The organism is Streptomyces sp. PCS3-D2 (assembly GCF_000612545.2).
Taxonomy (GTDB): Bacteria; Actinomycetota; Actinomycetes; order Streptomycetales; family Streptomycetaceae; genus Streptomyces.
The window spans coordinates 3,931,785-3,954,003 of record NZ_CP097800.1; the positions used below are offsets into that span (position 1 = coordinate 3,931,785).

General features: G+C 70.4%; 20 protein-coding genes. 7 read left to right on the top strand and 13 right to left on the bottom strand.

The features are described 5' to 3' along the window. Nucleotides 1-63 precede the first annotated feature (63 nt). Nucleotides 64-1,863 (bottom strand): SDR family oxidoreductase, encoded by a 1,800-nt coding sequence (locus AW27_RS17185; protein WP_172671304.1) that lies wholly within the window; start codon nucleotides 1,861-1,863, stop codon nucleotides 64-66. Further along, nucleotides 1,860-2,732 carry a M24 family metallopeptidase gene (locus AW27_RS17190; protein WP_037920278.1) on the bottom strand — a complete coding sequence of 291 codons (873 nt, stop codon included), beginning with the start codon at nucleotides 2,730-2,732 and terminating at the stop codon, nucleotides 1,860-1,862. Before AW27_RS17190 ends, AW27_RS17185 begins: the two co-directional genes overlap by 4 nt. Nucleotides 2,733-2,947: 215 nt before the next feature. On the opposite strand from AW27_RS17190, the gene AW27_RS17195 reads away from it, so the two are divergent. The 5 genes from AW27_RS17195 (at nucleotide 2,948) to AW27_RS17215 (ending at nucleotide 7,191) form a co-directional block, all read left to right on the top strand. Next, complete coding sequence (locus AW27_RS17195; protein ID WP_078556253.1) at nucleotides 2,948-3,937, top strand: ABC transporter ATP-binding protein; 990 nt, start codon at nucleotides 2,948-2,950, stop codon at nucleotides 3,935-3,937. Continuing rightward, nucleotides 3,927-4,814: an ABC-2 transporter permease gene (locus AW27_RS17200; protein WP_037920274.1), complete on the top strand. Its 888-nt coding sequence runs from the start codon at nucleotides 3,927-3,929 to the stop codon at nucleotides 4,812-4,814. The genes AW27_RS17195 and AW27_RS17200 overlap by 11 nt, the downstream gene beginning before the upstream one ends. Beyond that, nucleotides 4,811-5,722, top strand: coding sequence for an ABC transporter ATP-binding protein (locus AW27_RS17205; protein ID WP_037920272.1), 912 nt, complete (start codon nucleotides 4,811-4,813; stop codon nucleotides 5,720-5,722). The genes AW27_RS17200 and AW27_RS17205 overlap by 4 nt, the downstream gene beginning before the upstream one ends. A gap of 15 nt (nucleotides 5,723-5,737) precedes the next feature. Next, nucleotides 5,738-6,457, top strand: a complete 720-nt coding sequence (locus AW27_RS17210; protein WP_037920269.1) for an ABC transporter permease — start codon at nucleotides 5,738-5,740, stop codon at nucleotides 6,455-6,457. An 83-nt stretch (nucleotides 6,458-6,540) separates the two neighbouring features. Beyond that, on the top strand, nucleotides 6,541-7,191 hold the full coding sequence (locus AW27_RS17215) for a rhomboid-like protein (RefSeq protein WP_037920267.1): 651 nt from the start codon (nucleotides 6,541-6,543) through the stop codon (nucleotides 7,189-7,191). Between the two features lie 233 nt (nucleotides 7,192-7,424). On the opposite strand, the gene AW27_RS17220 is transcribed toward AW27_RS17215, so the two are convergent. The 9 genes from AW27_RS17220 to AW27_RS17260 form a co-directional block, all read right to left on the bottom strand. Then, nucleotides 7,425-8,237, bottom strand: coding sequence for an HAD family hydrolase (locus tag AW27_RS17220; RefSeq protein WP_037920265.1), 813 nt, complete (start codon nucleotides 8,235-8,237; stop codon nucleotides 7,425-7,427). Then, nucleotides 8,234-9,511, bottom strand: a complete 1,278-nt coding sequence (serS, locus tag AW27_RS17225; protein WP_037920263.1) for a serine--tRNA ligase — start codon at nucleotides 9,509-9,511, stop codon at nucleotides 8,234-8,236. Before serS ends, AW27_RS17220 begins: the two co-directional genes overlap by 4 nt. 522 nt (nucleotides 9,512-10,033) lie before the next feature. Continuing rightward, complete coding sequence (gene pheA / locus AW27_RS17230) at nucleotides 10,034-10,969, bottom strand: prephenate dehydratase (protein WP_037920260.1); 936 nt, start codon at nucleotides 10,967-10,969, stop codon at nucleotides 10,034-10,036. 42 nt (nucleotides 10,970-11,011) lie between these two features. After that, nucleotides 11,012-12,298 carry an iron uptake transporter deferrochelatase/peroxidase subunit gene (efeB, locus tag AW27_RS17235; protein WP_370466687.1) on the bottom strand — a complete coding sequence of 429 codons (1,287 nt, stop codon included), beginning with the start codon at nucleotides 12,296-12,298 and terminating at the stop codon, nucleotides 11,012-11,014. Beyond that, a complete protein-coding gene (locus AW27_RS17240; protein WP_037920256.1) occupies nucleotides 12,295-14,247 on the bottom strand; it encodes a copper resistance CopC/CopD family protein in 1,953 nt (650 codons plus the stop codon). The genes efeB and AW27_RS17240 overlap by 4 nt, the downstream gene beginning before the upstream one ends. Before the next feature lie 21 nt (nucleotides 14,248-14,268). Next, nucleotides 14,269-14,748 (bottom strand): copper chaperone PCu(A)C, encoded by a 480-nt coding sequence (locus AW27_RS17245; RefSeq protein ID WP_037920254.1) that lies wholly within the window; start codon nucleotides 14,746-14,748, stop codon nucleotides 14,269-14,271. Then, nucleotides 14,745-15,401 carry an SCO family protein gene (locus AW27_RS17250; RefSeq protein WP_037920252.1) on the bottom strand — a complete coding sequence of 219 codons (657 nt, stop codon included), beginning with the start codon at nucleotides 15,399-15,401 and terminating at the stop codon, nucleotides 14,745-14,747. Before AW27_RS17250 ends, AW27_RS17245 begins: the two co-directional genes overlap by 4 nt. 73 nt (nucleotides 15,402-15,474) lie before the next feature. Then, nucleotides 15,475-16,197, bottom strand: a complete 723-nt coding sequence (locus AW27_RS17255) for a YcnI family copper-binding membrane protein (RefSeq protein ID WP_037920249.1) — start codon at nucleotides 16,195-16,197, stop codon at nucleotides 15,475-15,477. Between the two features lie 110 nt (nucleotides 16,198-16,307). Then, nucleotides 16,308-17,117, bottom strand: a complete 810-nt coding sequence (locus AW27_RS17260) for a hypothetical protein (RefSeq protein WP_037920246.1) — start codon at nucleotides 17,115-17,117, stop codon at nucleotides 16,308-16,310. Between the two features lie 138 nt (nucleotides 17,118-17,255). On the opposite strand from AW27_RS17260, the gene AW27_RS17265 reads away from it, so the two are divergent. Then, nucleotides 17,256-17,705, top strand: a complete 450-nt coding sequence (locus AW27_RS17265) for an ATP-binding protein (protein WP_037920243.1) — start codon at nucleotides 17,256-17,258, stop codon at nucleotides 17,703-17,705. 126 nt (nucleotides 17,706-17,831) lie between these two features. On the opposite strand, the gene AW27_RS17270 is transcribed toward AW27_RS17265, so the two are convergent. Together AW27_RS17270 and AW27_RS17275 are read right to left on the bottom strand one after the other, a co-directional pair. Then, nucleotides 17,832-19,298 (bottom strand): aminopeptidase P family protein, encoded by a 1,467-nt coding sequence (locus AW27_RS17270; RefSeq protein WP_037920240.1) that lies wholly within the window; start codon nucleotides 19,296-19,298, stop codon nucleotides 17,832-17,834. Nucleotides 19,299-19,416: 118 nt separating this feature from the next. Beyond that, nucleotides 19,417-20,970 (bottom strand): PP2C family protein-serine/threonine phosphatase, encoded by a 1,554-nt coding sequence (locus AW27_RS17275; RefSeq protein WP_078556251.1) that lies wholly within the window; start codon nucleotides 20,968-20,970, stop codon nucleotides 19,417-19,419. 395 nt (nucleotides 20,971-21,365) lie between these two features. Here AW27_RS17275 and AW27_RS17280 point away from each other — a divergent pair, with 395 nt between their 5' ends. Then, entirely contained in the window at nucleotides 21,366-22,124 is a 759-nt protein-coding gene (locus tag AW27_RS17280; protein WP_037920236.1) for a bifunctional DNA primase/polymerase, read from the top strand. Nucleotides 22,125-22,219: the final 95 nt, after the last annotated feature.

A 22,219-nucleotide genomic window follows, 5' to 3' on the forward strand; every position in this document is an offset into this window, starting at 1 on the left:
AGGGATGGTACGACCGCCGGCGGGAGCGGGGTATGGCCGTGCCGGGCTCTCTCCGGCCCGCGCTCACAGCCGGGGCTCCAGCCGTGCGATGCGCCGCAGGGTGCGCGGGGCGAAGCGGGACATCCACAGGGCGCCCTTCGACTCGGGTGTGACCGGCACGACCGCCTCGTTGCGGACCACGGCCCCCAGGATCGCCTCGGCGACCTTCTCCGGTGGGAAGTTGCGCAGGCCGTAGAGCCGCGAGGAGCGTTCCTGGCGGCGCTTCTCCTCGGCCTCGTCCACCCCGGCGAAGCGCGAGGTGGCGGTGATGTTGGTGTTGACGATGCCGGGGCAGATCGCGGAGACGCCGATGGACTTCGGGGCGAGCTCCGCGCGCAGGCACTCCGACAGCATCAGCACCGCGGCCTTCGAGGTGCTGTAGGCGGGCAGGGTGCGGGAGGGCAGATAGGCAGCGGCCGAGGCGGTGTTGACGATGTGCCCGCCCTGACCGCGCTCCGCCATCTGCTTCCCGAAGATCCGGCACCCGTGGATGACCCCCCACAGGTTGACGTCCAGGACCTTCTTCCAGTCCTCGGCCGTGGTGTCGAGGAAGGCCCCGGACAGGCCGATCCCGGCGTTGTTGACCAGGACGTCGACGATTCCGTACTCGGCGGCGACCTTCGCCGCCAGCTTCTCCATCGCCTGCTCGTCGCCGACGTCCACACACTCCGCCCAGGCGTCGGAGGCACCGACGAGGCGGGCCATGTCGGCCGTGCGTGCCGCGCCCTCCGCGTCCCGGTCCACCGCCACCACGCGTGCTCCCGCCTCGGCGAAGGCGAAGGCGGTGGCCCGGCCGATGCCGCTGGCCGCTCCGGTGACCAGGACCAACTGGCCGCCGAAGCGGTCGGCGTACCGGGCCGGAGCCCTCCGCTCGGGTGCCCGCGCGGCCGGCTCCTCCCGGGCCGTGACGAACTCCGCGATCCAGGAGGCCAGTTGGTCGGGCCTGGTCCGCGGAATCCAGTGCTTGGCGGGCAGGGTCCGCCGCAGCAGGTCCGGTGCCCAGCGCTCCAGGCCGTCGTAGAGCCGCTCGGACAGGAACGCGTCCCCGGTCGGGGTGATCAGCTGGACCGGTACGTGGGCGTAGGCGTCCGAGCGCGGCCGGCGCAGCCTCGGGCGCACGTTGTCGCGGTAGAGCCAGGCACCGTGCGCCGCGTCCGAGGACAACGAGGCCGTCGGGTAGGAGCCGGCCGGGACCTTCTCGACGCGCTGCAGCATCCCGGGCCACCTCTTGCCGAGCGGCCCGCGCCAGGCGAGCTCCGGCAGCACGGGCGTGTGCAGCAGGTAGACGTACCAGGACTTGGCGCCCTGCCCGAGGAGCTGCGCCGCCGCCCGTGGAGTCGGCCGCGACATGCGCTTCTTGATCCAGTGTCCGAAGTGGTCCAGGGAGGGACCCGACATCGAGGTGAAGGAGGCGATCCGCCCCTCCGTACGGCCGACCGTCGCGAACTCCCAGCCCTGCACCGAACCCCAGTCGTGGCCGACGAGGTGCACCGGCCGGTCCGGACTGACCGCGTCCGCCACCGCCAGGAAGTCGTCGGTCAGCTTCTCCAGGGTGAAGCCCCCGCGCAGCGGCTGCGGCGCGGTGGAGCGGCCATGGCCGCGTACGTCGTAGAGCACGACGTGGAAGCGGGTCGCGAGCCGCTCGGCGACCTCGGTCCAGACCTCCTTGCTGTCCGGGTAGCCGTGCACCAGCAGCACGGTCGGGCGGCCCTTCTCGCCGAGTTCGACCACGCACAGTTCGACCCCGCCGCTGCGCACCCAGCGCTCCCGCGCACGCGGGAGCTCCCCCGCTCCTGTTCGGCTCACGCCGCTCATGCCGCTCATGCTGCCTTCTCCTCCTCGGCCCAGCGCCGCACGTGCGGCAGATCGTCGTCGAGCCAGAACGCGCTCTCCTGCGGGTCCCGCGAGTCGGTGACCACGAGGATCTCCTCGAACTTCGCGCCGGTGCCCCGGAAGCCCAGGTGCGGTTCCACCGCCCACAGGCCGGGCTGCGGCGGATGGTCGGAGAAGCGGTAGGGGCTCCATAGCGGGGACCAGCCCTCACGGTGTCCGTGCAGCGCATCACCGGCCAGTCCCTTGAGGGACTGGGCGCCGAACCCGAACAGCGTTGGCGACCAGCGCCGCTGCTCGACCCGGTCGATCTTGTGGGCGATCACGCCGAAGGGGTAGGCGCGGTGGCGGTTGGCGTACCCCTGCCGGTTCATCAGCCGCTCGACGTCCTCGTAGATCTCCCGCAGGGAGCGGCGCTCGCGCACCTGCTCCAGGATGAGCGCCCGGTGCGCCCGCAGATCGGACATGAGCCGGTCCTGCACCGGATTGAGGCCGAGGCTGCCCGAGTATCCGATGTCCGCCGAGAAGCCCTTGTGGACCGGCGCCATGTCGAGGATGAACGGCATGCCCGGCTCCAGCCGCCGGTTCGTCGGGAAGAACTGCAGCGGGATCCGGAAGCCGGCGAAGGCGGTACGGTCCCCGAACCAGGCGAACGGCAGGTGGAACCAGTCCCGTACCCCGCGGTCGCGCAGCCACTCGCGCTGCATGCGCGCGGCCTCGCGCTCGGTCACTCCGGGCCGCAGCTGGGCCGCGACGGCCTCGGCGCACGCGTAGGCGAGGCGCTGCACCTCCCTGAACCCGCTCAGGTCGGCGGAGAGCCCTCCGGAGTGCCGCGCGGTGCGTTGCCTGGTGTCCCCAGCCATGTCAGCCCGTCCATCCGTGTAGCCGTATGCCCGTAAGTTGACACTGATGAATGTGACAATGCCCGGAGATCGCGTCAAGGGGCGTGCACGGACCTGTGGACAAAGTTGTCCGGTCCATATCAACCTCCCGTACGGGCGTGTACGCCTGAAGGCGGAGACGGGATCCAGCTCCAGGTCTGACGCCTTACGACAGCCCCGCCACTAACGTCGGATCCGTGACTGTCATCGCGACTGAAAGCCTGAGCAAGCGGTACCCCCGAGTGACCGCCCTCGACCGGCTCTCCCTGGACATCGGCCCCGGCGTGACCGGGCTCGTGGGCGCCAACGGAGCCGGCAAGTCCACGCTGATCAAGATCCTGCTGGGACTGTCCCCCGCCACCGAGGGCAGCGCCACCGTGCTCGGCCTCGACGTCAATACGCATGGCAGCGCCATACGTGAACGCGTCGGGTACATGCCCGAGCACGACTGCCTGCCACCCGACGTCTCGGCCACCGAGTTCGTCGTCCACATGGCGCGCATGTCCGGCCTGCCGCCGACCGCGGCTCGCGAGCGCACCGCCGACACCCTGCGCCACGTCGGACTGTACGAGGAGCGGTACCGCCCCATCGGCGGCTACTCCACCGGCATGAAGCAGCGCGTCAAGCTCGCCCAGGCTCTCGTCCACGACCCCCAGCTGGTCCTCCTCGACGAGCCGACCAACGGCCTGGACCCGGTCGGCCGCGACGAGATGCTCGGCCTGATCCGCCGGGTCTACACCGACTTCGGCATCTCCGTCCTGGTCACCTCCCACCTCCTCGGCGAGCTGGAGAGGACCTGCGACCACGTCGTGGTCGTCGACGGGGGCACACTGCTGCGCTCCAGCTCCACCAGCGACTTCACCCAGACCACCACGACCCTCGCGGTCGAGGTCACCGACTCCGACCTCCACCCGGACGGCACCACCGCCCTGCGCAAGGCGCTGACCGAGGCGGGCCTGACCCTGCACGCCGGCGCGGAGCAGGGTCTGCCCGGGGCCGGCCACATCCTCCTCGTCGAGGCCACCGGCGAGCAGACCTACGACACCATCCGCGACACCGTCGCCGAGCTGGGCGTCGGCCTGGTCCGCATGGAACAGCGCCGCCACCACATCGCGGAGGTCTTCCGCGACAACGACCAGCCCGTGTACACCGCTCAGCAGAAGGGAGCCGGTTCCGATGGCGCCTGAGACGTCGACGCAGATCCACAACATCGGCTACCGGTCCTACGACGGACCCCGGCTCGGCCGCGCCTACGCCCGCACGTCGCTGTTCTCGCAGTCCCTGCGCGGCGCCTACGGCCTCGGCCGGTCCGCCAAGTCCAAGGTTCTCCCGATGCTGCTCTTCGCGGTGATGTGCGTCCCCGCGCTGATCATCGTCGCGGTGGCCATCGCGGTGCCCGGCTCCACCGACCTGCCGATCAAGTACACGACGTACGCCCTGACCACGCAGGTGGTCATCGGCCTCTACCTCGCCTCCCAGGCGCCGCAGTCCGTCTCGCGCGACCTGCGCTTCAAGACGGTCCCGCTCTACTTCTCGCGGCCCATCGAGCGCGTCGACTACGTCGTGGCCAAGTACGCGGCCATGGCCTCGGCCATGTTCATCCTCACCGCGACGCCACTGCTGATCATGTGGATCGGCGCGCTGCTGGCGAAGTTCGATTTCACCGACCAGACCAAGGGATTCGGGCAAGGACTCGTGTCGGTTCTGCTGCTGTCGCTGCTCTTCTCCGGGATCGGCCTGGTGATGGCCGCGCTCACCCCACGCCGCGGTTTCGGTGTCGCAGCGATCATCGCGGTGCTCCTGATCCCCTACGGTGCGGTCACCGCGGTGCAGGGCATCGCTTACAGCACCGGGAACACGGCAGCCATCGACTGGCTGGGCCTGTTCTCACCGATCACCCTGGTCGACGGCGTGCAGACCGCGTTCCTCGGCGCCAGCTCCGCCTTCCCCGGCGGTGAGGGCCCCTCGGCCGGCATCGGCTTCGTCTACCTGCTCGTCGCCCTCGGCCTGATCGCCGGCTCCTATGCCGCCCTGATGGCCCGCTACCGGAAGGCCGGGCTGTGACCACCATCGACATCGACCACACCTCCCGCTGGTTCGGGAACGTCGTCGCCGTCAACGACGTGACCATGCGCGTCGGCCCCGGCGTCACGGGACTGCTGGGCCCCAACGGCGCGGGCAAGTCCACGCTCATCAACATGATGGGCGGCTTCCTCGCCCCCTCCACGGGCACCGTCACCCTCGACGGCGCCCCGATCTGGCGCAACGAACAGATCTACCGGCAGGTGGGCGTCGTCCCCGAGCGCGAGGCGATGTACGACTTCCTCACCGGCCGTGAGTTCGTCGTGGCCAACGCCGAGCTCCACGGCCTCGACGACGCGGCGGCGCAGCGCGCGCTCGCCACCGTCGAGATGGAGTACGCGCAGGACCGCAAGATCTCCACCTACTCCAAGGGCATGCGCCAGCGCGTGAAGATGGCGTCCGCTCTCGTCCACGACCCGTCCGTGCTGCTCCTGGACGAGCCGTTCAACGGCATGGACCCGCGTCAGCGGATGCAGCTGATGGACCTGCTGCGGCGCATGGGCGACGAAGGACGCACCGTTCTGTTCTCCTCCCACATCCTGGAGGAGGTCGAGCAGCTCGCTTCGCACATCGAGGTGGTCGTGGCCGGACGGCACGCCGCCTCCGGCGACTTCCGCAAGATCCGCCGCCTGATGACGGACCGCCCGCACCGCTACCTCGTCCGCTCCTCCGACGACCGGTCCCTCGCCGCGGCCCTGATCGCCGATCCCTCCACGGCCGGCATCGAGGTCGACCTGAAGGAGGGCGCGCTGCGCATCCAGGCCGTCGACTTCGGCCGGTTCACCGAGCTGCTGCCCCAGGTGGCCCGACAGCACGGCATTCGGCTGCTGACGGTCTCGCCCTCGGACGAGTCCCTCGAGTCGGTCTTCTCCTACCTCGTCACGGCCTGAAAGGAGCTGGCACCCATGTACGACCCCACCGTTGCCCGGCTCACCTACCGGGCCCTGCTCGGTCGGCGCCGCGCGCTGATCCTCTTCGCCCTTCCCGCCCTGCTGATCGTCATCTCCATCGCCGTCCGCGCCTTCACGGGGCTGGACGACAAGGTCGCAGCTGACCTGCTCGGGGGTTTCGCCCTCGCCACCATGGTCCCGCTGATCGGGGTGATCGCCGGTACCGGCGCCATCGGTCCCGAGATCGACGACGGTTCCATCGTCTACCTGCTGGCCAAGCCGGTGAAGCGCCCGACGATCATCATGACCAAGCTGATCGTGGCGATCGCCGTCACCATGGCCTTCTCCGCGATCCCCACCCTGATCGCCGGCTTCATCCTCAACGGCAATGGCCAGCAGATCGCCGTGGCCTACACGATCGCCGCACTCGTCGCCTCGATCGCCTACAGCGCTCTGTTCCTGCTGCTGGGCACCGTCAGCCGGCACGCCGTCGTCTTCGGCCTGGTCTACGCCCTGATCTGGGAGTCGCTCTTCGGCAGCCTGGTCGAGGGTGCCAAAACCCTCAGCGTCCAGCAGTGGGCCCTGGCGCTCGCCGAGAAGGTCGCCGGTGAGGGCTATGTCGACGCCACCGTGGGCCTGCCCACCGCCTCGGTCCTGCTCGTCGCGGTCACCGTCGGAGCCACCGTCTACGCAGGCCAGAAGCTGCGCCGCCTCACACTGGCCGGCGAGGAGTAGGCCCTGCCGCAGTACTCGCCCGACTGTGCCCCGCCCGGCCCACCGGCCGGGCGGGGCACCGTTTCGAGGGCCATCATCGGTGCATGATCGAGCGCACCGACCCGGAGCCGTCCAGGCCCCTGCGGTCCTGGATACGTTCCTCGCCCGGAACGCACATCTGGCTGCTGATCATCGCCGTGACCAGCGTCATCGTCGCGATCGTGCCGGACCAGACGGAACGCGTCCTGCTGCACCGAAACAGCAGCAACATCCACCAGCTCGTCCAGTACCCCGTGCGCGCCCTCCTCAGTAGCGCGTTCTGGATCGAGAACCCGGCTTCCCTGGCTCTCTACGCCGCGCTCTTCGAGGTCTTCCACGCACCCGTCGAACGCTGGCTCGGCACCCTGCGCTGGCTCGTCATCGTGGCCACCGCCCATGTCGTCGCCACGCTGATCAGCCAGAGGGTCCTGTTGACGGCCATCCAGGACCACCGGGCCCCGCGCAGCATGGCTCACGTCGTCGACATCGGCGTCAGTTATGGCCTCGCGGCCTCGATAGGTGTCCTCACCTACCGGCTCCCCGGCCCATGGAGATGGCTTTACCTGGTCGGAGTGCTCGCCTTCTTCGGGATCCCGCTCGTCACCGGAGGCACCTTCACCGACCTGGGCCATGCCATAGCGCTCGCCGTCGGACTGCTGTCCTGGCCGCTCACCCGCCACGTCGTTCCAGATGAAACACCGCCACGTTTCACGTGAAACGTGGCGGGTCGGCCTCCGTTTTCGCGGGGCATTGCCCCGGGTCCACCCACTGGCCGTCGCCTATGGGCGGCGCCGTCGGATTCACGGCTGATGCGCGGAAATTCGCTGGTACGGGGCTTCGGGCCGGGGCAGAGTAAGGAGTGCGGGGAGCAACAAGAAAGGTCCGGGGCGGCCACTTCGAGCGCGCCTTCCGGCGCGGGCCACCCCGGACCTTTCGTAGGTCCTGCGCGTTATCCGGCGCCCAGCAGACGCTCCAGCACCACGGCGATCCCGTCCTCCTCGTTGGAGGTCGTCACCGCGTCGGCCACCGCCTTGAGTTCCGGGTGGGCGTTGGCCATGGCCACCCCGTGGGCGGCCCAGCCGAACATCGGGATGTCGTTCGGCATGTCGCCGAAGGCGATCGTCTCCGTCGCCTTCACCCCGAGCCGGCGCGCGGCCAGGGACAGGCCGGTGGCCTTCGTCAGGCCCAGCGGCAGTATCTCGACGATGCCGGGCCCCGCCATGACAACGTCGACGAGGCTTCCCACGGCCTCCCGGGCCACCTTGACGAGCTGGTCGTCGTCCAGCTCCGGGTGCTGGATGTAGAGCTTGTTGAGCGGAGCCGTCCACATGGCTGCGGTGTCCTCCAGGTAGAGGGCCGGGAGCCCCTCTTGTACCTGGTAGCCGGGCCCGAACAGGACCTTGCCGTCCACCCCGTCGCGGCTGGCTGCCAGGGCCAGCGGGCCGACCTCAGCCTCCAGCTTCGACAGCGCCAGCCCGGCCAGCTGCCGGTCCAGCGTCACCGAGGTCATGAGCCGGTGCGAACCCGCGTCGTAGACCTGGGCGCCCTGTCCGCAGACGGCGATCCCCTCGTAGCCGAGGTCGTCCAGTACGTGACGGGTCCAGGGCACCGAACGGCCGGTCACGATGATGTGTGCCGCGCCCGCCGCGGTGGCCGCGGCGAGCGCTTCACGGGTGCGTTCCGAGACGGTGTCGTCGCCACGCAGCAGCGTGCCGTCGAGGTCGGTCGCGACGAGCTTGTAGGGGAACGGGGCCGGGCTCACTTGTTGATCGGCTCCAGGACCTCGCGGCCGCCGAGGTACGGGCGGAGCGCCTCAGGAACCCGAACGGATCCGTCGGCCAGCTGGTGGTTCTCCAGGATCGCCACGATCGTGCGCGGAACCGCGCACAGGGTGCCGTTCAGCGTGGACAGTGGCTGGGTCTTCTTGCCGTCGCGGTAGCGGATCGACAGGCGGCGGGCCTGGAAGCTGTCACAGTTCGATGCGGAGGTCAGCTCGCGGTACTTGCCCTGGGTCGGGATCCATGCCTCGCAGTCGAACTTGCGCGAGGCGGAGGCGCCCAGGTCGCCGGTGGCGACGTCGATCACCTGGAACGGCAGCTCCAGGCTCGTCAGCCACTGCTTCTCCCACTCCAGGAGCCGCTGGTGCTCGGCCTCGGCGTCCTCCGGCGCGACGTACGAGAACATCTCGACCTTGTCGAACTGGTGGACGCGGAAGATGCCTCGGGTGTCCTTGCCGTAGGTGCCGGCCTCACGGCGGAAGCAGGGGGAGAAGCCGGCGTACCGCAGCGGCAGCTGGTCGCCCTCGATGATCTCGTCCATGTGGTACGCGGCCAGCGGGACCTCGGAAGTGCCGACCAGGTAGTAGTCGTCCTTCTCCAGGTGGTAGACGTTCTCCGCGGCCTGGCCGAGGAAACCAGTGCCCTCCATGGCGCGCGGGCGGACCAGCGCCGGGGTCAGCATCGGGATGAAACCGGCCTCGGTGGCCTGGGCGATCGCGGCGTTGACCAGCGCCAGCTCCAGCAGGGCTCCCACACCGGTCAGGTAGTAGAAGCGCGAGCCCGAGACCTTCGCACCGCGCTCGACGTCGATGGCGCCCAGCAGTTCGCCGAGTTCCAGGTGGTCCTTGGGCTCGAAGCCCTCGGCGGCGAAGTCGCGGATGGTGCCGTGCGTCTCCAGGACGGTGAAGTCCTCTTCGCCGCCGACGGGTACGTCCTCGTGGACGATGTTGCCGAGCTGGAGGAGAAGGCGCTTCGCGGCTTCGTCGGCCTCGTTCTGCTCGGCCTCGGCGGCCTTGACGTCCTGCTTGAGCTGTTCGGCCTTCTTCAGCAGCTCCGCCCGCTCCTCCGGGGAGGCCTTCGGGATGAGCTTGCCGAGCGACTTCTGCTCGTTGCGCAGTTCGTCGAAGCGCATGCCGGAGGACCTGCGGCGCTCGTCCGCGGAGAGCAGGGCGTCGACGAGGTCGACGTCCTCTCCACGAGCGCGCTGCGAGGCGCGGACACGGTCGGGGTCTTCACGGAGCAGCCGGAGGTCAATCACCCCTCCAGGCTACCGGGCTGGGCTTCCTTGGATCACACCGATATCACGCTGCGTGTCGCTATGTCCTGATTGCAACGAATGGATAAGTCTTGATCGCTGACCGGAAGTGGCCCTTCTCGGGCTGTCAATAAAAGCGGCCGCATTCCCCGAAAAGGGGCAGCGTGCCGGATCCTGAGTCGTCCCTGAGCAGGGCCGGAGGTGGTTCTTGTCCACAGGAATGGTGACCGTCCGAAGTTTATCCACAGGCTGTGCGCCGTCGCTGTGGACACAGGAATAGATCATTCCTGACCGGTGGATGGCTGAGGGGAATCAGGGCTCAAACCGCCCTCACGCACTCATTCGGGTGGGAATGGCTCGCTCCAAAGTGTTCATCGGCGATACGGGGGTGACACCGTTCACCTGTCGCTTCCCGGCGCGAAACCTGGGCTGCCTGACCGATTTGTCGACCTTGCCGTACCGCTCTGTCGACTTATCCCCAGTCTCGGCCGCAACCTGTGGATAACTCTGTGGATAGAGGGGGCGCTAGGCCCGACCGTCGAGGCAGCGTGCCAGCCAGTCGGACGCAGCCGTGAAATCGCCATCGGAGGTTCCGGCCCGCGGGGACCGCACGTCACTCTGAGCGACACCGGCGCGGGGGTAGGAGCCGAGGAAGCGGACCTGAGGACAGGTCCGCTTGAGGCCCATAAGCGCCTCGCTGACCCGCCGGTCCGAGATATGGCCCTCCGCGTCGACGGCGAAGCAGTAGTTGCCGATGCCCTGTCCGGTCGGACGGGACTGGATGAGCATCAGGTTCACCCCGCGGACCGCGAACTCCTGAAGGAGCTCCAGCAGCGCACCAGGGTGGTCGTCGCCGAGCCACAGGACGACGGACGTCTTGTCGGCACCCGTCGGTGCGGCCGGCCGCGCGGGACGTCCCACCAGCACGAACCGGGTCTCGGCGTTCTCCGCGTCGTGGATCTCGGTGACCAGCGGCACGAGGCCGTAGGTGGCGGCGGCGAACTCGCCGGCGAAGGCGGCGTCGAAGCGTCCCTCCTGGACCAGCCGGGCGCCATCGGCGTTCGAGGCCGCCGACTCCCATACCGCGTCGGGCAGGTTCGCCCGCAGCCAGTTCCGCACCTGGGGCTGGGCGACCGGGTGCCCGGTGACCGTCTTCACGTCCGACAGGGCGGTCCCCGGCCGTACCAGCAGGGCGAACGCGATGGGCAGCAGCACCTCGCGGTAGATCATCAACGGCTCGCCCGAGGCCAGTTCGTCGAGGGTGGCCGTGACTCCTCCCTCCACCGAGTTCTCGATCGGTACGAGGGCGGCGGCCGCCTCGCCGTTGCGCACGGCGTCCAGGGCGGCCGGGACCGACACCATCGGGACGAGCTCCCGGGTCGCGGCTTCCGGCAGGGTGCGCAGGGCGGCCTCGGTGAAGGTGCCCTCGGGACCGAGATACGTGAAGCGGGTGGCTGACATGCGATCAGCCTAATGCCGGGGTCCCGGCCACCGCGGCGCTGTTCATCCTTCGAGCAGTCGCTGCCCCACGTACTCGCCGCTGCGCGGGCCGGGCGGAACCGCGTACAGGCCGCTGGACTCGTGTCGGATGAACGCCGACAGCGCGTCGCCGCGGTCGAGCTTGCGCTGTACGGGCACGAAGCCGCGCAGCGGGTCGGCCTGCCAGCAAATGAACAGGAGCCCGGCGTCCGGAGCTCCGTCGGGGCCGATTCCGTCGTGAAACGAGAAGGGGCGCCGCAGCATGGCGGCCCCGCCGTTCTGCTCGGGGGCCGAGATACGGGCGTGCGCGTTCGACGGGATGACGGGCCTGCCGTCGGGGCCGATCTTGTCGAGCTCCATCTCGGTGGTCTCGCCGCCACCCGTCAGCGGTGCGCCAGTGGCCTTGGTGCGGCCGATGACCTGCTCCTGCTGGTCGAGGGACTGTTTGTCCCAGTCGTCGAGGAGCATGCGGATGCGCCGCACGACGGCGTACGAGCCTCCGCCCATCCAGGCGTGCTCCGCGGGCCCGGGGCCCACGGCGGGAACGAAGATCCGTTTGTCGAAGTCGGGCTCGGAGGGCTTCGGGTTGCCGGTGCCGTCGACCTGCCCCATGAGGTTGCGGGCGGTCATCGGGGTGTCGGTCGCGCCGGGGGACCGGTTGAAGCCGTTCATCTGCCAACGGACGCGGGCGGCTTCCCCGGCGTCTTTCTGGAGTGCGCGCAGGGCGTGGAAGGCGACGAGTCCGTCGTTCGCGCCGATCTGGACCCACAGGTCGCCGTTGCTGCGCTGCGCGTCGAGCCGGTCGGAGGAGAAGTCGGGCAGCGGGTCGAGGGCGGCGGGGCGGCGGGAGCCGAGGCCCGTGCGGTCGAAGAAGGAGTGTCCGAAGCCGAAGGTGACCGTGAGGGAGGACGGCCCGGCGTCGAGGGCGATACCGCTGTCGGCGGTCGGTGCGGTCTCGCCGGCCATGAGCCGCCGTGCGGTGTCGGACCAGCGACGCAGCAGCGCCGCGGCCTCGGCGCGGCCCGCTCCGGGGGCCAGGTCGAAGGCGACCACGTGTCCCTTGGCCTGTAGGGGCGTGGTGATGCCGGCCTGGTGGTCCCCGTGGAACGCCACCCGGGTGGCTCCCAAGGAGGACAAGGTCCCAGCCGCTCCGGTCGCCGAGCCACTGCCGGAATCGGCGAGCGAGGCGTGTGCGAGGGCGCCGCTCGCGCCGCCGAGGGCCAGGCCGGCCGCGCCTGCCGCGCCGACGGTGCCCAGCAGCCGGCGCCGGGAGATCTCGATGTCAGGGTTGCTCTCGGTCACGCTGGTCAGCCGATCTTCACGGTCTTCTGGACGGTGGTCTGGTCAATGTCGGACGTGCGGACGGTCACATCGATGCGCCATTCGCCGGCAAGCGGCAGTTGGACACCGGATGCGGTCCAGTGTCCGGGGGCGGCCTGCTCGGGGAGGACCGGCAGCGGGCCGATGTCCTGGGACGGGAGGGTGAAGGCGACCTTGATCTCGGGGAGGTCGAAGGGCTGCCCCTCGCCGGTGTCCGCCCAGAGGTGGAGGGTATTGGCGCCGACCCGGCCCGGGTCGAGCTCCAACCGGACGGAGCCCTTGCCCGTCGGACCGCCGGTGTCGAACGGCAGGGTGATCTTTACGGCGCGGTCGGGGACCGCGGTGGAAGCGTTGCTGCGGGACGCCTCCTGCTCCACGGTGCGTCCGGGTTCGGTGCTCGTGAGGATCGTGGTCACGACGAGCAGGACCACGGCGATCGCCGCTTCGGCGAGCACGGAGCGGCGCAGGCCCGCCCGGTCCGGGTCGGCGTCACGTACCCGCTTCTCGCGTGCGCTCTCCAGAGCGGCGCGCTGCCGGGCGAGCTGTGCGGCCCGCTCCGGGTCCGCCGGGACGGTGGTGGTGGGCTCTGTTTCACGTGAAACATCATCGGGTTCGGCTACCCGCGCGCCCACCTTCGCGTCGGCCTCCTCGAACGCGGCAGGAGCCTCGGCCAGCCGGGCGGTCCACTTCCGTGACAGGTAGGAGACGGCGAGGAGAACGACGACCAGGGCGACCTTGAGGAGCAGCAGTCGCCCGTACTCGGTGCCGGTCAGGGCGGACCAGCTGCCGGTCTGCCGCCAGGCCTGGTAGATGCCGGTAACGGCCAGGACCACCACGCTGACGAAGGCGAGCCGGGAGAATCGCCGGACCGCCGAGCGCTCGATCCCGGGCACCTTGTACAGGGCGACGAGCAGGGCGGAGAGGCCGCCCAGCCAGGTGGCCACGGCCATCAGGTGGAGGATGTCGACGGGCATGGCGAGGCCGGGCTGGATGCCGGTGGACGCGTGCTCGGAGAGGGCCCAGGTGGCTGCAATGCCACCGGAGACCACGGCCCCGCCGATGGTCAGGCCGAAGGTCAGGTCGTTGGTGTCCCTGGTCTCCTCCTCGGTCCCGGTGTCCTGCAGACGGCGCGCGAACACGCCGAAGAGGACCGCGACGAACAGGGCTGCCGCGCCCAGCAGCAGCAGCCGGGAGACCAGCGAGGCGCCTGTCTTGGTCTCCAGGACCGCCCTGAGCCCGTCCAGGTCGAAGGCGTCGGTGAACCGGCCGGAGCCCGTGTAAGGGGTCCGGAGCACCAGCATCGTCAGGGTGGCTGCGGTCAGGGTGACCCAGGCCCGCACGACGAGCTTCTGGAGCGGCCGTTCGGCGGCGCCCCTGCGCCAGCACAGCAGGATGAAGGCGGCGCCGCCCACCAGGGCGGTGAAGCCGGCGTAGGCGGCATAGCGGGCGATGCCGTAGGCGATCCCGACGGGCCCGCCGCCTGCTGCCGTGGCGGGGAGGGAGACCTCCGTGGCCGAGGGCGCGCCAATGGAGAAGGTGAACGCGCCGGAGACCGGGTGGCTGTCCGCCGAGACGGCCTGCCAGGCGACGGTGTAGGTGCCGTCGGGCAGACCGGAGTGCAGGGCGGTGCCGTAGCGGATGCTGTTCCCGCTGCACATGTCGCGCAGTTCACCGGTGTCCACCCGTCGGCCCTGGGGGTCGAGGACACGAATCGAGTCGTCGCCCATGGCGACCTGCTCCGAGAAGGAGAGCGTGACCTGGGCGGGGGCCGTGGCGACCACCGCCCCGTCCGTGGGGTCGCTCGCGGTGAGTGCGGCGTGCGCCGTGGCCGGTGCGGCCGCGGTGAACAGGGTCGCCAGCAAGGCTGCGAGGACCAGCGCGAGCCGTGGCAGGAGTGCCGTGGCACGGGCGCGGGCCGCGGAGGGGGCGGTGACCGTCATGGCGTGTCAGTCCTCGGTCCGTCAGTGGCCGTGGTCGGCCGTGGAGGTCGGAGCCTGCGCGTTGTACGTGCGTTCCTTCACATCCAGCTCGACCTTGACGGAGCCGGCCTTCTCGAAGCGGAGCTCGACGGCGACCTTGTCGCCGACCTTGGGAGTGCTCTTGAGCCCCATGAACATGATGTGGTTGCCGCCGCGCTCCAGCCTCAGCTCGCCGTCCGCCGGCACGTCCATGGACTGGACCTGCTGCATCTTCTGGTCCTTGGTCTCGTGGATCTGGAGATCGTCGGAGAGGGGGGAAGTGGCGCTGATGAGCTTGTCGGGGTTCTCGCTCGGGTTGTCGATGACCATGAAGGCACCGGCCATCTTGTCGTTCACGGGCTGCGGCATGAAGGCGCCCTTGACGACCATCTTCGGTTCGGATTCTCCGGAGCAGCCGGATATGGCGAGCATCGCCGTCAGGGAGAGGGCGGCGGCGAGGGTACGGACGGTGCGGGTGTTCACGGGTTCTCCCCCTTGGCGAGCTTCGGCAGGTCCTTGGCGTAGTCCTCGACGGTCGTGCCCTCGCCGTAGAGGACGTAGCCCTCGTCGGTCTTGGGCGAGAACGCGATGACCTGCGCGCCGTGCATGGAGACGACGCTGCCGTCGGCCTCCTTCTTGGCCGGATCGATGCCGATGCCGAGGGTCCGTGCGGCCGCCTGGATGGTCGCGAAGTCCCCGGTGAGCCCGATGAAGGACGGATCCTGCGCCTTGAGCCACGCACCGAGGGATTCAGGGGTGTCCCGTTCGGGGTCAGTGGTGACGAAGACGACCCGGAGGTTGTCCTGGTCCTCCTTCGCGAGGTTCTTCTTGGCGACAGCGATGTTGCTCATCGTCAGCGGGCACACGTCGGGGCAGCTGGTGTAGCCGAAGTAGATGAGCGTCGGCTTGCCCTGGGTCTGCTCGCGGAGGTTCCACGGCTTGCCGGTGGTGTCCGTCAGGACGAGGTCCGGCTTGGTGAAGGGGCGGTCCAGGACGGTGGCCGCCTTCTTTGCGTCCTGGCCGCCGGAGATCTGGGTGATCCCGCCGTTGTCCCTGGCGGGTTCACCGCCGCAGGCGGTGAGGGTGAGTACGGCAGCAGCGAGGAGCGCGGCGACCGTCACACGTGTGGTGCGCATGGAGAAATGTCCCTGGGATCGGGGATGTGGGGATGGGGATGGACGGAGCGGTGGCGCCCGCGGGCGCCACCCGTCAGGCGGAGCGGCGGCGCGAGGCGATACCGAAGGCGACACCGCCGAGTCCGACGACGATGCCGGCGATGCCGAGGGCGCGGGCGGTGGTGTCGGATCCGTGGCCGGCGGAGGCCTCGTCGTGGCCGTGGCCCGCTTCCTTGTCGGCGTTCTTCGCCTCGTCGGCCTTGGCACCGGCGTGGTGGTCGTCGCCCTTGGCGGCCGTCAGCTTCAGTACGGGGGCCGGGGTCTGCGGTTCCGCGGCGCCTTCCTTGGCCTCCTCGATCCAGCGCACGACCTCGTCGTTGTCGTAGGTCTGGATCGCCTTGAAGACCATCTGGTCGGCGTTCTCCGGGAGCTTGCCGACCGAGACGGGGAACTGCTGGAACATGCCCGGACCGATCTTGCCGCCTGACCAGGTCACCTTGGTGACGACCTCGTTGACCTGCTTGCCGTGCACCGTCAGGGGCTTGTCGAGCTTCGTCCTCTCGACGTTCACGGTCCAGCCGGGGACGTCCTGCGGCATCACGGACGTGAGGGGCTGGTCGACCGGGAAGTTGACCTCGAGCTGCGTGGTCGAGGCGTTGTCGCGTTCGTTGGGGACCTTGAAGTTGAGCGTCGCGTACCCGCCCTTGGCGGCGTCGCCGATCGGCTGCACGCCCACGTGCGCGAAGGCGGTGCCGGAGAGGACGAGGACGGAGCCGGCGGCGAGGGCGGCGGCGAAGGAGACGCGAGAGGTCTTCATGGCAGAAACACTCCACGGAAGCAGTGGCGGCGGTGGCTCCGCGCACGGGCGCGCGCGGAGTACGCGGCACCGGTGCTCCCCTTGTGTGCCCAGGGGAGGCGGATGCCGCTTCAGGCTGCGAGGGCGAACGCCGCGGGCGGCCCGCGGCGGATCACCGTGTGCTGGAGTGCTACCCGGCCCGTGCACGCCGCGGGCTCGTTTCCGGTCCGGCGGCCGGTCCGCGGGGTGCGGGCGGGCGCGCCGAGTCCGGCGCCGAGGGCGCGTACGAACGTCAGCGCGGCGCGCAGCGAGCGCATCGGAGCCGTGTCGGCGGTGAGCCGGGACAGCTCGACGAGCCGGAAGAGCGCGGCGTCGCCCCGTCCGAGCAGCCAGCCGGCGACGAGTGCGGCCAGCAGGTGCCCGAGCAGCATGGCCGGGCTGAGCAGGCCGGTCTCGGGTGCCGTGGTGACGGCGTGGGCCACGTGCACGCTGTGGCCCTGTCCCGTGGCCTGCTCGGCCAGGGCGGACGGGTCCAGGCCGGCGGATTCCAGGATCCGGCGGGCGTCGGACGGGCTCAGGGGTACGGAATTGCCCCCGCACACCAGCCGGGCGGCGAGTTCCGCGAGGGAGCCGTCAGCGGCGCCGCCGGGTGTCCCCACCGCCGCGGTGCTGTGCTGGCCGAGGCCGAACAGCGCGTGCAAGGAGAGCTGCCCGGCGGCGAGCCCGGTGGCCAGGCCGGGCAGCGCCCGGCGGCGCCCCGCGAGCGGGGCGGCGACGGCGAAGACCGCGAGGAAGCCGATGCCGAGGGACCACCAGGGCACGGTGGCGCAGGACGCGAGGGCGTGCCCGGCCGCGGACAGCACGACACAGACCGCGGTGAACACCGCGGCCCGGATGAGCCGGAGGCCGGCTCCGGCGTGCGTCGCGTGGGGGTCAGACATGGCCGGGACATCATCGCACTGCGCTGACACCTTCCTTACGGCAGGTCCAGAAGATCCGCATCCGCCGGACGTGTGCACGGAGGTCTCGGACGGCCGCGGGGCGCTTACGGCCCCTCCCGGGCGGCAATAGGTAACCGTATGAGCATCTGGTGGTCTCTCCACTTGAGGCGCGAAGCCGCGAGCGTGTCGCTCGCCAGGCGGCTGTTGCTGCGGACGATGGAGACCGCGGGGGTGGACGCGGACATCTCCTTCGATCTCTCGGTGGCTCTGAGCGAGGCCTGCGCGAACGCGGTGGAGCACGGCGGGGGCGGCGACATCCCGGACGAGACCGAGGCCGAGGCGTACCACGTCACCGCCTATCTGGACGGGGACTGCTGCCACATCGAGGTGACCGACTCCGGGCCCGGATTCCCGCCCGCCACGGTGGCCTGCCGCAGACCGGCCCTGGCCGAACACGGCCGGGGCCTGCACCTGATCGCCGAGCTCTCCGATCACGTCCGCTTCCGCAACCGGCCGGGCCGGGGCGCCGTGGTGAGCTTCGACAAGATGCTGAAGTGGCGTGACGACGCGCTGCTGAAGGCGTCGTAGTACGACGGTGGGCGGTGGATACGACGGCGGGCGGGACCTCGTACGAGATCCCGCCCACCGACACGTACTGCGGCGCGGACACCGGTCCTTCGGGCCTCGGCCGTTGCGGCCTCGGTCCGCTCGGCGTCAGCCCTTCAGGCGCGCCATCCAGGCCTCGACGTCGGTCGAGGTGCGGGGCAGCCCGGCCGACAGGTTCCGGTTGCCGTCCTCGGTGACCAGGATGTCGTCCTCGATGCGGACGCCGATGCCGCGGTACTCCTCGGGCACGGTCAGGTCGTCGGCCTGGAAGTAGAGCCCCGGCTCCACGGTGAGGCACATGCCCGGCTCCAACGTTCCGTCCACGTACGCCTCGGTGCGCGCGGCCGCGCAGTCGTGGACGTCCATGCCGAGCATGTGGCCGGTTCCGTGCAGGGTCCAGCGGCGCTGCAGACCGAGCTCCAGGACACGCTCGACCGGGCCTTCCAGCAGCCCCCATTCGACGAGTTTCTCGGCCAGTACGTGCTGGGAGGCGTCGTGGAAGTCGCGGAACTTCGCGCCCGGCTTCACCGCGGCGATGCCGGCTTCCTGGGACGCGTAGACCGCGTCGTAGATCTTGCGCTGGATGTCGGTGTACGTGCCGCTGATCGGCAGCGTGCGCGTGACGTCCGCGGTGTAGAGGGAGTGGGTCTCCACACCGGCGTCCAGCAGCAGCAGGTCACCGGAGCGGACGTCCCCGTCGTTGCGCACCCAGTGCAGGGTGCAGGCGTGTGCGCCGGCGGCGCAGATCGAGCCGTAGCCGACGTCGTTGCCCTCGACGCGGGCGCGCAGGAAGAAGGTGCCCTCGATGTAGCGCTCGGACGTGGCCTCGGCCTTGTCGAGAACCTTCACGACGTCCTCGAAGCCGCGGACGGTGGAGTCGACGGCCTTCTGCAGCTCGCCGATCTCGAACGCGTCCTTCACGGCGCGGGCCTCGGAGAGGTAGACGCGCAGCTCCTCGTCGCGTTCCTTGGTCACCTTGTCGGTGAGGGCGGACTCGATCACCGCATCGTGGCCGCGCACGGCGCGGACCGGGCCCTCGGCCTCGGTGAGGGCGGCGGCGAGCTCGCGCACGTCCTGGGCCGGGATGCCGAGGAGCTGCTCGGCCTCGGCGAGGGAGTGGCGGCGGCCGACCCACAGCTCGCCCTGGCCGGACAGCCAGAACTCGCCGTTGGCCCGGTCGGAGCGCGGCAGCAGGTAGATGGTCGCGGTGTGACCGCTCGCCCCGGCCGGCTCCATGACCAGGACGCCGTTCTCGGTCTGGTCGCCGGTCAGGTACGCGTACTCCGTCGAAGCGCGGAAGGGGTACTCGGTGTCGTTCGAGCGGGTCTTCAGACGGCCTGCGGGGACGACCAGGCGCTCACCGGGGAAGCGCTCGGACAGCGCGGCACGCCGGGCCGCGGTGTGCGCGGCCTGCGCGATCGGCTCCAGACCGCGCAGCTCGGTGTCGGCCCAGCCGGTGCGCATGTTCTCGGCGAGTTCGTCGCTGACGCCCGGGTACAGACCGTTTTTGCGCTGCTTGTGCGTCTTCTTGGGCTGCTCTTCTTCCGGGGTCTCCGGGGTGAGCTCGTCAGCCACGTCTTCTCCTCAGCTACGACGGTACGGACCTGGGTGTGGACCTCACCCATCGTATGCGTGTACGGGGAAGGCGTGGTCCGGATCGTGCGGGTTGTCACGGTCCGGGCCACGCGGCGGATCACTCGAAGCGGGCTGCGAGCAGCACGATGTCCTCGGGGGCGTCGGCCGGCCGCCCGTCGGGCAGCACGGTCCGCAGGATGTGGTCGCACAGGGTCTCCGGGTCCTCCCGGGCGGCTCGGGGCGCCCCTGCGGCTGCCGCGTGCAGACGGGCATAGGCCCGGTCCATCGGGTCGCCGGTGTGGTGGAGCAGCCCGTCGGTGTAGAGAAGCACCGTTTCTCCGGGTGCGGGTTCGATCTCCATGCTCGGCGCCTCCCAGCAGGACAACATGCCCAGGGGGGCGGAGAGCGAGGTCTCCACGTACTCCGTGCGGTGCTCGCCGACGACGAGCGGCGGGGTGTGTCCGGCCCCCGCCAAGATGATCTTGCTGTCCCGGTCGTCGCTCTGCTGCCCCCCGGCGGGCTCGCAGTAGGCGAAGAGCGCGGTGGCCGAGCGGGCGGGTTCGGTCAGCCGGAGCAGCAGTTCCAGGTCGGACAGGACGGCGACCGGATCCTCGCCCTCCATGACGGCGTAGGCGCGCAGGGACGCGCGCAGCCGTCCCATGGCGGCGACGGCGCTCGGGCCGGATCCGGTGACGGAGCCCACGGCCAGTCCCAGAGCGCCCTCCGGCAGCGGCAGCGCGTCGTACCAGTCGCCCCCGCCGAGCGGTCCCGTGTGGTGGCGGGCCGCGAGCTGGATCCCGGGGATCCGGGGGAGCCGGCTGGGCAGCAGTTCCTCCGCGACGGTGGCCAGCCGGGTGCGGGATCGTTCCACCTCCAGCATGCGGGCCAGGTGCTCGGCGGCGTGCCGCACGTACAGCCCGGCCAGATCGCGCTGGCGGTCGCTGGGTTCGGCCTGTTCGTCGTAGAGCCACACGGCGGCGCCGAGTCGGCCGGTGGCCTCGGCGGTCAGGGGGAGTGCGTAGCTGGCGGCGTAGCCGAGCCGGGCGGCGACCTCGCGGTGACGGGGATCCACGGGGGCGGCGAATCCGCCGGCCCCGGGGGGCGCGTCCGGTTCGGGAAGCACTTCGGAGCCGCCCTGGGCGTCGGGCAGTCCGTCGAGGATCCGCCCGTAGCGGGTCGCGCTGCGAGGCACGGTCTCGATGTGGCCCAGTTCGGCGTGTCCGAGGCCGAGTCCGATGGTGGCGGTGGGGCCCAGCCCGTCGGAGGGCTCCAGGACGATCAAGCCGCGACGGGCGCCGACGAGTGCGGCGCCGGCGCGCAGGAACTCGCTGAGGGAGGTGTCGAGGTCGTCGGCGCGGGCCAGACGCTCGGTGAGCTCGTGCAGGGTGGTGAGGTCCGAGACCATGCCTGCCAGCCGGTCCTGGATGAGGCTGCCCGGTGCGGTCGGAGCGGCCGCCGCGGGAGTGGTCCGGGCGGGCGGGGGTGCCGCAGTGTGCGGTGACGTGGTAACTGCTGGATCGATTCCAGCCACTTTCGGCAGATGCGGGGCGCTCATGGCGTCCGCCTTTCCACCTGGTGCGATTCGCCAAATAGCATTGCAAACCCCCAGACCGTGCTGCGCCGCCATCAAGGAATCCACATCTACACGCACACACGGAGGCATGTCCAGCATTGCCCAGGTGGGAATCCTGGTGTCCATGAGACGGCAACTCACTGTCGGGCCAAGGCTAGAACTTGGCCGGAAAAAGCTGGACGCGATCGGTTTTTGAGGTCGACTGGACGAGCTCCGCAGGGGGGTCGGGTACGTACTCGGTGGTGGCCGAGGGCAGTTGACGTACCGGGAACCACTCGGTCGCGGTCTGTCGTCCTCAGCGGCGGCAGCCGGTCTCGGCAGTCGGCGCGGGTCGCGCTCCACCCCCGCCGGACGTTTGATGGACCCGTAAGAACTGTACGAACCGTGTGATCCTGCCCCTGGCGAACAGTGACGCGAAACCTGTACGTGTGGTGAGACGTCGATCACATGGTGTGATGTGGCCCTCGACGTTCAACGGAAAGGAACGAGCGCTCATGCGCGAGATCCTCGGAAGGCGTCTCCAGCGGCTCCGCGATCGCCTGCAATCCCTGCGCCCCGACCGGGGGGAGAGCGGCAGTGCCTCCGCTCTCCCCGAAGCGGCGCTCACCTGCGCCACCACATGGCAGTGGCCCGTCCTGCCCGGCGTCGGCCGGTCCGGTACGGACGGAACCCGCTGCGCCTGTCCCGACCCCGACTGCGTCGTCCCCGGCGCCCACCCCTTCGACCCCGGTCTGCTCGCAGCCTCCACCGATCCCCGCATGGTGTCCTGGTGGTGGACCAACCGGCCCACCGCACCCGTCCTGCTGGCGACCGGCGGGACCGCCCCGTGCGCCGTGAGCCTTCCCGCCGGTGCGGCCGCGCGGGCCGTCGTACGCCTGGAGGCGCAGGGCCTGAGGCTCGGGCCGGTCGTCGCCACGCCGACCCGGTGGGCGCTGCTCGTGGCGCCGTACTCGCTGGAGCGGCTCGGGGAACTCCTGTACGCCAAAGACCACGTGCCCGCCTCTCTCCGGTTCCACGGTGAGGGCGGCTACCTGCTGCTGCCGCCGTCCGCCGCGTCCAGTGGCGGCCGCGTCCGATGGGAGCGCGAACCGCGTGCGCTGCCGCAGTGCCCGCCCGGTCCGAAGTCCCCTGGCCTGCGGCCGCCGCAGACCGCGGGGGCGAAGCTCTGGCTGCCCGATGTCGAGGTGGTCGTGGACGCGTTGGTCGAGGCGAGCAGCAGCGCGCCCGGTGGCGGAAGCCGGCTCGCGTACTGACCTGCGGGGTCCCTGAGGATCACTCGTACGGGTGCCAGTGGGGCGAGTTTCCAAGGGAATTGGGCGCGGGGATCTCCGCGCCCCTTTCCCGCGTC